Origin of the sequence: Kitasatospora sp. NPDC096128 (assembly GCF_040303105.1) — a bacterium.
In the GTDB taxonomy this organism is placed as follows: Bacteria; Actinomycetota; Actinomycetes; order Streptomycetales; family Streptomycetaceae; genus Kitasatospora.
This window is the reverse complement of record NZ_JBEOSP010000018.1, coordinates 1-11,738: the sequence shown is the minus strand read 5'-3', so window position 1 is coordinate 11,738 and position 11,738 is coordinate 1. Positions and strand designations below refer to the sequence as shown.

At 74.6% G+C, this 11,738-nt stretch carries 7 protein-coding genes; 6 read left to right on the top strand and 1 reads right to left on the bottom strand.

What is annotated here, in order from left to right:
* Positions 1 to 134 precede the first annotated feature (134 nt).
* Both ABTY61_RS20875 and ABTY61_RS20870 read left to right on the top strand, forming a co-directional pair.
* On the top strand, positions 135 to 1,964 hold the full coding sequence (locus ABTY61_RS20875) for a phosphatidylglycerol lysyltransferase domain-containing protein (protein WP_502895382.1): 1,830 nt from the start codon (positions 135 to 137) through the stop codon (positions 1,962 to 1,964).
* Positions 1,965 to 2,264: 300 nt separating this feature from the next.
* Entirely contained in the window at positions 2,265 to 2,957 is a 693-nt protein-coding gene (locus ABTY61_RS20870; RefSeq protein ID WP_350506512.1) for a hypothetical protein, read from the top strand.
* A gap of 54 nt (positions 2,958 to 3,011) precedes the next feature.
* Here ABTY61_RS20870 and ABTY61_RS20865 read toward each other — a convergent pair whose 3' ends face one another.
* A complete protein-coding gene (locus ABTY61_RS20865) occupies positions 3,012 to 5,837 on the bottom strand; it encodes an ATP-binding SpoIIE family protein phosphatase (RefSeq protein ID WP_350506511.1) in 2,826 nt (941 codons plus the stop codon).
* Positions 5,838 to 6,086: 249 nt separating this feature from the next.
* Here ABTY61_RS20865 and ABTY61_RS20860 point away from each other — a divergent pair, with 249 nt between their 5' ends.
* From ABTY61_RS20860 to ABTY61_RS20845, 4 genes are all read left to right on the top strand, one after another.
* Positions 6,087 to 7,343 (top strand): rhodanese-like domain-containing protein, encoded by a 1,257-nt coding sequence (locus tag ABTY61_RS20860; protein ID WP_350506510.1) that lies wholly within the window; start codon positions 6,087 to 6,089, stop codon positions 7,341 to 7,343.
* Positions 7,344 to 7,436: 93 nt separating this feature from the next.
* Positions 7,437 to 8,117: a DUF5819 family protein gene (locus tag ABTY61_RS20855; protein ID WP_350506509.1), complete on the top strand. Its 681-nt coding sequence runs from the start codon at positions 7,437 to 7,439 to the stop codon at positions 8,115 to 8,117.
* A 41-nt stretch (positions 8,118 to 8,158) separates the two neighbouring features.
* Positions 8,159 to 9,400: an HTTM domain-containing protein gene (locus ABTY61_RS20850; RefSeq protein ID WP_502895381.1), complete on the top strand. Its 1,242-nt coding sequence runs from the start codon at positions 8,159 to 8,161 to the stop codon at positions 9,398 to 9,400.
* Positions 9,401 to 9,409: 9 nt separating this feature from the next.
* Positions 9,410 to 11,566 carry an FUSC family protein gene (locus ABTY61_RS20845; protein WP_350506508.1) on the top strand — a complete coding sequence of 719 codons (2,157 nt, stop codon included), beginning with the start codon at positions 9,410 to 9,412 and terminating at the stop codon, positions 11,564 to 11,566.
* The last annotated feature ends 172 nt before the right edge of the window (positions 11,567 to 11,738 follow it).

Sequence of the window (11,738 nt, the reverse complement as noted above, 5' to 3'; positions counted from 1 at the left end):
CTTTTCCGGCCTGCCGCTCGATGCGTGCGGTCGGTGGGCGGAGGGTGGCCGGTCAGTCCGACGGGCCCGTGCCGGCGCCCGGCGCCGGGCCGTGTGCGGATGCGCCCCACCATCTGATCGTTTGGAATTGAGCTGTGTCGTCCACTGTGAAGTCGGAGCCGTCCGCCACCTCCGCCGGGCCCCGGCCCGCCGGACCGCTCGACCGCTGGCGCCCGCGGGCCGCCGTGGCCTCGGTCTGGTACCTCAGGCTGCTGGCATTGCTGAACGTGGCGACCGTGCTGCTGGTGCCGTGGGGGAACCAGGTCAGCGAGCACAACGAGGGTGAGTACTTCACCCCGTACCTGATGACCTCCGGCCTGGCGGCCGCGGTGCTGTCGATCTTCCTCGCGGTCGCGATGCGGCGGCGCAAGCGGGCCGCGTGGATCTTCAACGCGGCGCTCGGCAGCCTCTTCGCCCTGCTGTACCTGGCGTTGATGGTGCTGCAGGGCGATCCCTTCACCAAGCACCCGCTCAACTACATCTCGACGGTGCTGACCTGCCTGTTCGTGCTCGTGCTGCTGATCGGGCGCAAGGAGTTCACGTCCAAGGGCGACCGCTCCAACCCGAAGACCGCGGCGGCCACCTTCGTCGGCGGGCTGTTCTTCGGCGGTGCCGTCGGCGCGCTGCTGGTCTGGATCACCAACCAGCTGAACGGCGCCGGCTGGTGGGACCTCTTCCGTTACTCGATCGGCCGGATGATCACCATCACCCCGACCGAGCACCTGCGCTCCGTGATCGAAGCCCCGACCTGGGTGAACGCGGCGATCAACGCGATGGGCGCGGTGCTGTTCCTGCTGGTGCTGTACGTGGCCTTCCGCAGCCCGCGCGGCAAGGAGCTGCTCAACCCCGAGGACGAGGCGAAGCTGCGCGGCCTGCTGGACAAGCAGGGTGAGCGGGACTCGCTGGGCTACTTCGCGCTGCGCCGGGACAAGGCGGTGGTCTTCTCCCCCAGCGGCAAGGCGGCGGTGACCTACCGGGTGATCGGCGGGGTCTCGCTCGCCTCGGGCGACCCGATCGGCGACCCGGAGGCCTGGCCGGGCGCGATCGAGGCCTGGCTCTCCGAAGCCCGCGAGCACGCCTGGGCGCCCGCCGTGATGGGCGCCTCCGAGGAGGCCGGGGTGATCTACGCCCGGCACGGCCTGGACGCGCTGGAGCTGGGCGACGAGGCGATCGTCGAGCTGGACGAGTTCTCGCTGGACGGCCGCGCGATGCGGGTGGTCCGGCAGGCGTACAACCGGGTCAAGCGGGCCGGGTACACGGTGCGGATCCGCCGCCACGAGGACATCTCCGAGGAGGAGATGGCCCAGTTGGTGGCCAAGGCCGACGAGTGGCGCGACGGGGCGACCGAGCGCGGCTTCTCGATGGCGCTGGGCCGGCTCGGCGACCCGGGCGACGGCCGCTGCGTGATGCTGGAGTGCAGCGACGGGGACGGCGAGCTCAGGGCGCTGCTGAGCTTCGTGCCCTGGGGCCCGGACGGGCTCTCGCTGGACCTGATGCGCCGGGCCCGGGACACCGAGAACGGCCTGATGGAGTTCATGGTCATCGAGCTGCTGCAGCGCGCCGAGGAGGTCGGGCTCAAGCGGGTCTCGCTGAACTTCGCGATGTTCCGCTCGGTCTTCGAGCGCGGTTCGCGGCTCGGCGCCGGCCCGGTGCTGCGGCTGTGGCGTTCCGTCCTCGGGTTCTTCTCGCGCTGGTGGCAGATCGAGTCGCTGTACCGCGCGAACGCCAAGTACCGGCCGATCTGGGAGCCGCGCTACCTGCTGTTCGAGAAGAGCAGCGAGATCCCGCGGATCGGCATCGCCAGCGCGCGCGCCGAGGGGTTCATCGTCGCGCCGAGCCTGCCCGCCCTGTTCCGGCGCCGGCACGCCGGGCCCGCCGTGGTGGCGCCCCGGGTCCCGGTGGCGGCCCGGGACGGGAAGGGGTAGCCCTCCGTCGGGGGGCGGAGGGGGGCCGGACGGCCGGAGGTGGAGGGGGCCATCGGTCGTACGGGGGGTCCGGAGGGGGGATTCGTCTCCCTCCTGAGGATGACCCCGATCCCCATCCATGCCGATGTGGATTTGTTAACAGGCTTCTAATGTTGGAGTAGCTGACAAGTTCGGGGATTCGGGAGAAACGTTGTGATTCACAGGACCCACGCGGGGGGCGTGCGAAAGGGGCCGCTGGCGTCAGCCAGAAAGGCCGCTGTCGCCGAGTGGGGGACGTTGTACCTGACGGTCCGGGGCGCGGTGGCGCGCAAGAAGTTCGCCGCCTTCCCCTTGGCCACGGTGGCGACGTTTCTGATCCTGCTGTTCAGCATCGTCCAGCACCTGCCGGGCGGTGAGCGGTTCGTCAACCACATCGGGGTGGTGCGGGCCTCGCTGCCGCTCGACGTCTCGCTGCTGCGGACCCCGCTGTCGCTCTACGTGCCGGCCCTGGACCTGCCGGTCTGGGGCGCGCTGGCGCAGGTGTTCGTGGTCTTCGCGATCGCCGAGGTCGTGCTCGGCCGACGGATGACCCTGGTGGTCGCCTACGCGTGCACCCTGGCGGGCACGCTGTTCGCTCGGGTGGGCGTGGCGATCGGGCCGCACCACCTGTTCGGCTTCCCGAAGTGGGTCGCCTACGTGCGGGACACCGGGCCGTCGGCCGCCGTGGTGGCGCTGGCGATCTGCATCGCGTTCCGCACCCGGGCCTGGTTCACCGCCGCCACCGTGGTGGTCCTGATGGTCGGCGAGGCCGTCCTGCTGCCGAACCTGGCGGGCCTTGAGCACGTGGTCGCGGTCATCACCGCGCTGCTGATCGCCGTCTCGGTCGAGGTCTTCGGGGACTTCTGGCCGCGGGTGCTGGCCGGGGTCGGTGCCGCCACCTCGGTGGCCACGGCCGCCTCCCGGGAGGTCGCGGCGGAGGCCCGGCGCCGTTCGGCGGGCGCGGTCATCCCCTAGGGAGGCTCCATCCGGCCTGTCGGCCGCGTACGGGACGTTGCCCGTACGCGGCCGTCACGCGTGCGGGAGGGGCAGCTCGAACCAGACGACCTTGCCCACCGCCTTGCGGGCGGTGCCCCAGTGTTCGGCGAGCTTGGTGACCAGGGTGAGGCCGCGGCCGGTCTCGCCGAGTTGCTCGGCCGGCTCCAGCGAGGGCAGGTTGTGGTTGTCGTCGCTGACCTCGACCAGCAGCTTGTCCACCCGGATCAGCTGGAGCTGCACCCGGTCCCGGGCGACCCGTACGGCGTTCGTGACCAGCTCGCTGACCAGCAGCTCGGTGGTGTCGCTGAGGGCCTCCAGGTGCCAGGCGGCCAGCTGCTCGCGGACCAGTGAACGGGCCCGGCGGACCTCGCGCTGGTCCACGGTGAGGTCCCAGGTGGCCACCTCGGACGGGGCGACCCCGTCGAAGCGGGCCACCAGCAGGGCGACGTCGTCCTTGCGGTCGTCCGAGTGCAGCCGCCGCAGCACCTCGTCGCAGGCCTGCTCGGGGCTCTGCTGCGGGTCGATCAGGTTGCCGCACAGCGCGGCCAGGCCCGTCCCTATGTCCCCGCCCCGGACCTCGACCAGTCCGTCGGTGCACAGCACCAGCATCGAGCCGTCCGAGACGTCGATGGTCTTGGCGACGAACGGCACCCCGCCGACGCCGATGGGTGCCCCGGCCGGGATCTCCAGCAGCTCCCCGGTGCCGTCCGGGTGCACCAGGACGGGCGGGACGTGGCCGGCGCTGGCCAGCTCGCAGGTCCGGTTGATCGGGTCGTAGACCGCGTACAGGCAGGTGGCGAGGTGGTCGTCGCCGAGCTTCTGGGCCAGGTTGTCCAGGTGCCGCAGCAGCTGGCCGGGCGGCAGGTCCAGGGCGGCGAGGGTCTGCATCGCGGTGCGGAAACGGCCCATCGCGGCGGCCGAGTGGATGCCGTGGCCCATCACGTCGCCGACCACCAGGGCGACCCGGCTGCCGGGCAGCTGGATGGCGTCGAACCAGTCGCCGCCGACCTCGGCCTTCGGATCGCCGGGCAGGTAGCGGTGGGCGATCTGCACGCCGGGGATCTGCGGCGGGCGGGTCGGGATCATCGAGCGCTGCAGGGTGGTGGCGACCCGGGCCTCGGCACGGTGCAGCCGGGCGTTGTCCAGCGACAGCGCGGCCCGCACCGCCAGCTCCTTGAGGGTGGCGGCGTCGCTCTCGTCGAAGGGGGCGCGGTCCGGCAGCCGGAGCAGCTTGAGGATGCCCAGCACGGTGCCCCGGGCGGACAGCGGGACCACCAGCATCGAGCGGCCGGAGACCACCGGGGCCAGCTTGGCGCCGCCGAGCGCGATCGCGTAGTCCACCGCGACGTCCGCGCTGACCACCGGGACCAGCACCGGCTGGTTCAGCTGCAGGGCCAGCCCGGGCGGGGTCCGGCGCGGCATGCTGACCAGCGAGCCCTCGGAGAGCACGTGGTCCCAGGCGCCGCCGGTCTGGTTGAAGACCATGGCGACCCGGCGCAGCATCGTGTCGTCGTCGGGACGGGAGACCGGCAGCTCGGAGTCCGAGATCAGGCCGTCCACGAGGTCCACGCAGGCGAAGTCGGCGACCCGGGGGACCAGCACCTGGCACAGCTCGTGGGCGGTGAAGCCGAGGTCCAGGGTGGTGCCGACCTTGCCGCCGACCTCGTTCAGCAGAGCCAGTTGCTCGCCGGCCTGGCCGTTGGTGAGGAACGGGCCCAGCCGGCCGTTCGGCGGCCCCTCGGCGCCCGCCGGGGCGGGGACGGCGCCGGACGGGGCCTGGTCCGGGCGGCGCGGCGGGACGCCGTGGGCGGACGACTCGACGGCGGCCTGCTGCTCGATGGCGGCTCCTCCTCCGGTGCGCTGGGGTGCCTCCCGACCGGGGGCCGGGGGCTGGGCGGGCGGGGCGCCGAGCGGCCCGCCGACGACCGCGGCGGGGCTGCTCGGGGCGCTGCCCGGTCTCGGGTCGCGCTGGGCCGGTCCGTGCGGGAGCGGTTCATGGGGGACCGGTTCGCGCGGGGCGGGCAGCGGGCCCGGGGGACGGCGGCCGGGCGCGGAGAGGTCGGCCTGCGGCGGGGGACCGAGCCGGGCCGCGCGCTGCTGGGGCGTCGGGTAGCGGCGGCCCAGTCCGGCGGCCACGTGGGTGGTGCCGGCCTGGGCGTCGGAGGGCAGCACCGGCAGCACGGTGGTCGCGTCCAGCCGCAGGGCCGGCAGCCCGCCCAGGGCCGCGGCCGCGCGCAGCGGGGCCCGGTGGGCGGCGGGCAGCAGCCGGGCCAGCGACTCGGGCAGCTCGGCGGCGGGCGGGGTGAGCGTGGCGGTCAGCCCGTGGAAGCCGCCCCGGGCGGCGGGCGCCGCGGCGAAGGGCAGCAGGCGCTCGCCGAGGGCGAGCCGCGGGCCGGTGGTGCGCAGCGGGCGGGCGTCGGCGGCGAGCGCGAGCAGCCCGCCGGACGGGCCGGGCAGCGGGTAGGCCCACCACAGCACGTCGCGCTGGTGCTCCTCGCGGTCGGTCACGGTCAGCCGCCCGGCCCACGGGCGTCCGGCGGCGGTCAGCCCGGCCAGGGTGTCGAGGGCGTCGCAGCGGCGGCGCACGGCGCAGCGGCCGAGCACCCGTGACTCCAGGGCGGGCAGCAGCCCCGAGGCCGGACGGTCGGTGGCGGCCTCGGCGCGGTGCCCGAACAGTTCCTCTGCGGCCCGGCTCCACTGGGCGATCCGGCCGGCCCGGTCGACAACGACGAGGGCGAGCCGGACCAGGGCGGCCACCCCGGTCGGGTGGTCGCCCGGCGCGGTCTCGGCGCCCGCGGGAAGCGGTGTGGAGTTGGACTCGGCCACCATGGATTCGGTCTGCTCCCGCCTGGCCGCCACGCCTGGAGGCGGCCGTTTCTCCGGAGGAAGGCACGCTGTGCGGATACCAGCGAAGCACGGACCGGGCCGGGCTCGACACCGAAACGGGGAGATTCATCAGGATCGGTTGCGTGTCACGTGCCGCGCGCCGGTTCGTACGCCTGCGTCACCCGGACGGCGGCCCGGAACACGGCGGTAGGGTGGCAGGCCGGGCCGCCCGCGCGGCGGCCCCGCGTGACCCGGCCGGACGGACGAGACAGAGGCGAGATCGTGACCGCGCAGAGCCCCGCCCGCTGGACGGACCCGGAGCAGCAGGAGCTGGAGGAGCGGGTCGCCGCCGCCGAGCTGGCCTGGCTCAGCATGGACGTGGACGTGCAGACGCTGCGGGTCGAGATCGACAACTTCGCGCTGATCCACCACCAGCTGCTCGGCCCGCTCTACGCCCGGCTGGACGAGCTCGACGCGCTGGTCGCCGAGGCCGTCGCGGCCCGCACCGGCCACCCCGACGACCTGCGCCGGGCCGCCGAGGCGCGGCAGCAGGTCGAGGAGCTGCCCGACCTGGACGCGCTGTTCGACTCGGTGCACGCGGCGCGGTCGGAGCGCGCGGACGGATCGGAGCGTTCGGAGCGTTCGGAGCGGGGGGAGTCCGGTGAGGGCGCGGACGGGGCCGCCCCGCCGCCGCCCGCCGCGCCGACCCGGGTGCGGCCCGGGAAGGAGGCCCAGCGGATCTACCGCGAGCTGGTCCGCCGCGCCCACCCCGACCTGACCACCGACCCCGCCGAGCAGCAGCGCCGGGCGGACTTCCTGGTCCGGGTCAACGAGGCCTACGCGTACGGCGACGCCGCCGTTCTGGAGGGCCTCGCCGCCGAGTGGTCCACCGCGCCGGAGGCCGCGCCCGCCGTCGACTCCCCCGACCGGCTGGGCTGGCTGCGCCGTCGGCTGGACTGGCTGACCGCCAAGATCACCGAGACCGCCACCGAGCAGGTCCGGCTGGAGCAGACCCCGATGGGCCAGCTGCTCGCCCTCGCCCCGCAGGACCCGGACCGGCTGCTGGAACAGCTCGCCGAGGAACTGCTCGCCAAGGCCGCCGCCCAGCAGGCCGAGCTGGAGCGACTGCTCGGGGCCCCGGAAGCGGCCCACGGGCCGACCACGGTGGGCGACAATGGCACCGACCCCGATCGAGCCCAGGAGGGCCACACGATGTTCGCGCAGATCCCCACCACCGACGCCGCCTCCGTACCGGCCGATGCCGCCCTGCTGGACGTGCGCGAGCAGGACGAGTGGGACGCCGGCCACGTGGACGGCGCGCTGCACATCCCGATCGGCGAGGTGATCGCCCGGATCGGCGAGCTGCCGGAGCAGAAGCTGTACGTGCTCTGCCGGGTCGGCGGCCGCTCCGCGCAGGTCGTTCAGTACCTGGTGCAGCAGGGCCGGGACGCGGTGAACGTGGACGGCGGGATGTACGCCTGGGAGGGCGCGGGCCGTCCGATGGTCAGCAGCACCGGCCAGGACGCCTTCGTCCTGTAGAACCTCGCCGGGCCCGCCCGGTGACGGGTAGGGCAGGATGGGCGCGCGACGCGCCGGTACCGGCCGGCGGCGCGCCGACCGGGCGGGGAGGCCATGACGGGGACCACCGAGCCGGCCGCCGAGCCGGCCGCTGGGTCGGCCGCCCCCGGGAGGGTCTGGTCGACGCCCGCGCAGCTCGTCCTCGGCCTGGCCGCCGCCGTGCTGGTGAGCGGCACCGGGCTGTTCCTCGCCGCGGTGTTCCTGCACGTCGCGCCAGACAACGTGGTGTCCCGGCAGTACCGGGACGAGGTCGACGGGGTGGTCTACCCGGAGTTCGAGCAGAACTGGAAGCTGTTCGCGCCCAACCCGCTCCAGCAGAACGTCAGCGTGGACGCCCGGGTGCGCACCGTCGCGGACGGCGGCGCCACCCGGACCCGGGACTGGACCGGGCTGACCGCGCAGGACATCGCCGCGATACGGGGCAACCCGGCGCCCAGCCACGTCGACCAGAACCTGCTGCGCCGGGCCTGGGACTTCTACGACGGCTCGCACGACCAGGACGGGAAGCCGACCAATGCGCGCGGCAGGCTCGCCGAGCAGTACCTCAAGCGGATCGCGCTGCAGCGGATCGGCCGGGAGGTGGACGGCGAGCGCGTCCTGGAGATCGAGTTCCGGGTGACCACGGCCACCGTGCCGCCGCCGTCCTGGAGCGGGGAGACCGCGCCGCCGGCGCCCGGGGCGCGGGAGCTGCCGTGGTGGCCGGTCGGGGACGAGGACTACCGGGGGTTGGGGTGAACGAGGGGGCGGCGCGGGAGGGCGTGGAGGCCGTCGGGGCTGTGGACGCCGTTGAGCCGCGGCGGTTGGGGCGGGTGCCGGCGCAGGGCGGGCGGTTCCCCGGGGCGGCACCGGTGGCGCGCGGGCCGGTCGCGGCCTTCGGGCGGGCGATGGAGGCCTTCACCGGGCGGGCGCTCGGGCGGCACCAGGCCGCGGTGGTGCGGATCGGCTTCGGGCTGGTCTGGCTCGCCTACCTGCTGCGCGAATGGCCCCACCGGCGGGTGCTGTACGGCGACCGCTCGCCCTGGTCGATGGAGCTCGCCCAGCGGCTGCTGGCCGATGACGGAGCGTTCACCGTGCTGCCCTGGTTCGGCGGGCGGCTCTGGTTCGAGCTGGTCTACCACCTGGCCCTGCTGGCCGCCCTGGCGGTGCTGCTGGGCTGGCGGACCAGGGCGAGCAGCGTGCTGTTCCTGGCCACCGTGCTGTCGCTGCAGAACCGCGACGTCTTCCTCGGCGACGGCGGCGACAACGTCGTCCACCTGATGGCCGTCTACCTGGTCTTCACCCGCTGCGCCGAGGTCTGGTCGCTGGACGCGCGCCGGGCCCGCCCCGGGTGGGGCGGGGTGGCGCTCTGGGCGCTGCTCGGCGCGGTGCTGGCGGTCTGTCAGGCCGGTGACTTCTCCGGGGACAGCCTCAGCTGGACCGGGCCGGCCTTCCCGTACCTCGGCTGGGCGCCGCTGTTCTGGGGGCTCTGGGCGGTCGCCGGGCTCTGGTGGCTGCTCGGCCGGCTGCGGCCGGCGGGCGAACCGCGGGCCGTGCTCGACGCGCTGGCGAACATGGTGCACAACTGCACGATGCTGGTCATCGCCACCGAGGTGGTGCTGATCTACGCCACGGCCGGCTGGTACAAGGTGCAGGGCTCGCGCTGGCAGGACGGCACGGCGCTGTACTACCCGCTGCACCTGGACTACTTCGCCCCCTGGCCGGGGCTGTCCGCGCTGGTCGGCTCGGCACTGCTGCCGGTCTTCCTGATCTCCTACGGCACGGTGATCCTCCAGGTCGCCTTCCCGTTCACGCTGCTCAACCGGCGGGTCAAGAACGTGCTGCTGGCGGTGCTGATGGGCGAACACCTGGGGATCGCGGTGGTGCTCGGACTGCCCGTGTTCTCGCTCGCCATGGTTGCGGCGGACGCGGTGTTCCTGCCGACCGGGGCGTTGCTGTGGGCGGCGGCGGGGCTCGGGCGGAGCCGTCGGCGGTTCGGTCGGCGGTTCGGTCGGCGGTGGGGGAGGCCGACGGCCGCCTAGGATGTCGGTATGTCCTGGTTCGCCGCCCTTCGTGACACCGCGCGGACCGGGCTCACCCTCGACCGGGCGCTCACCGACCCCAAGCGCGCGCTGCGCGGGGCGGTCGCCGTGGCGCTCGTGCTCTTCCCCACCCTCGCCCTCGGCGGGGTCGGGCTCGCCACCTCGGCCGCGATGGGCGCGTTCATCGCCGGCTCGGCCACCTTCCAGCGCAGCTTCCGGCCCCGCGCCAGCCTCGCCGTCGCGGCCGGGGTCGGACTCGGGGTCAGCACCTTCCTCGGCTACCTCGCCGCCGGGGTGTACGGGCTGTTCCCGGTGCTGCTCGCGGTGTGGGCCTTCGGAGCCGGCCTCGCCTGGGCGATCGGGCCGACCGCGGGCGTGGTCACCGCCAACACCGTCTCGGTGATGCTGATCGTGGTCCAACTCCCGGTCAGCGCGGCCGCGGCGCTCGGCCACGGGCTGGTCGCGGCGCTCGGCGGGGTCGTCCAGGCCGCTGTCATCACCCTGTGGCCGATCGGGAGTTGGAGCGCCCAACGGGCCGCGCTCGCCGACACCTACGCCGAACTCGCCGACTACGCACGCCGGCTGCGCCAGGACCCGACCGCGCACGTGGACCCGGAACCGTTCATGACCGCCCGGGCCGCCTCCGCCGTCACCCCTTGGCAGGAGCGCCACCGGCCGCCCGAACTGCGTGGGCTGCGCGGCATCGCCGAACGCATCCGCCCCACCCTCGCCGCGCTCGCCGACCCCAAGGTCGGCGCCCCCGAGGAAGGGCCGGAACGCGACCGGGCCCGCGAGGTGCTGGCGGCCGCCGCCGAGGTGATGGACGCCCTCGCCCGGGCCGTCCGCGGCGGCGACCCCGTCCGGCTCCCCCGGTCCGCGCCCACGCTCACCCTCGTCCGCCCGGACCAGGGGGCGCAGCTCCAGGGCGCGGCCCGGCGCTCCGCCCGACGGCTCGGCGGGCTGCTGCGCAAGGCCGCGGACACCCTGGACCGCAGCGACGAGGACACCATCACCACGCCCGTGGTCGGCGCGGGCGGGGCCCTGCACAAGCCGTCGATCTCGCGGATGCTGCCGGTCGCGCTGCGGGCCGTGCGGCGGCAGCTGCGGCCGCGCTCGGCGATCTTCCAGCACGCCGTCCGGCTGTCCGGGGTGGTCACCGCCGCCTACCTGCTGGCCCGGCTGGCCGGGTTCCACCACGGGTACTGGGCGCCGATGACCGCGGCCATGGTGATGCGGCCGGACTTCGCCCAGACGTACAGCCGGGGCGTCGCCCGGCTGGCCGGGACGGTCGTGGGGGTCGCGGTGTCCACGTTGGTGGTGCAACTGGCCCATCCCGGGGAGTGGGTGCTGGCGGGGTTGGCGGTGCTGTGCATCGGCGGGGCGTACCTGGCGTTCCGGACGGGGTACGCGCTGACGACGGTCGGGATCTCCTCGTACGTGGTGTTCCTGTTGGGGCTGCAGGCCGGGGATCCGCTGGAGACGGCCTTCGAGCGGGTGGGGCTGACGCTGCTCGGGGGGCCGCTGGCGTTGCTGACGTACGCGCTGTTCCCGACCTGGCAGACGGCACGGCTCGGGGAGCGGCTGGCGGAATGGCTGGCGGCGGCCGGGCGGTACGGGGCGGCGGTGGTCGCCTGCTACGAGGAGCCGGGGGCTCCCCGGGGGCGGGCGGTGCGGGCTGCGCTGCTGGACTCGCGGGAGGCGCGGTCGGAGCTGTTGCAGGCGATGGAGCGGGCCGATGCGGAGCCGGGCCGGCACGAGTCGGGGCTCACCGGGGTGAGTCGGCGCCAGATCGACCGGGCTCGGGCGGCGGTGGGGCACCTCGGGCGGGCGGCGGTGCTGTTGGAGGCACATCTGCCGGCTGCGGACGCGGAGCCGGTGCCGGGGGCGGCGGAGTACGCGGAGGAGCTTCGGTTGGCCACGGCGTTGGCGGCGGGGGCGTTGTTGACGGGGCGGCCGGTGGAGTTCGGGGGGGTTCGGGAGGCGCAGGTGCGGTTGGAGGAGGGGTTGGACGGGGGGTCGGCGGGGGTGCAGGGGGATGTGGTGAGGGCGGGGGCTCGGTTGGTGGGGGTGGCTTTGCGGGATCTGGAGCGGGCGCTGCGCGGGGCTGGGGGCTCTCGGGAGGGGGTGGGCTTTCGGGAGGGTGGGGGCTCTCGGGAGGGTGGGTGAGGCCGGGGGCGGTTCCGGGGGTGGGCGCTCCGGGGGCTGGATGATTTTCCGACCGCCGACTCTGTGGGGGAGTTGTCGGGCGCCGTTGGCGGTCTGAAAATCACCCGTCACGCCCCTCTCCGCACCCACCCCCTCCACCGCCCCCTCCCGCAGCGCGTCCCTCTCGCCTGGG

What these genes read in the sequence shown, in the direction of transcription:
- ABTY61_RS20855 (WP_350506509.1), top strand. Translation starts at nt 7,437, where the DNA reads ATGACGGGGACCACCGAGCCGGCCGCCGAGCCGGCCGCTGGGTCGGCC.
- ABTY61_RS20845 (WP_350506508.1), top strand. Translation starts at nt 9,410, where the DNA reads ATGTCCTGGTTCGCCGCCCTTCGTGACACCGCGCGGACCGGGCTCACC.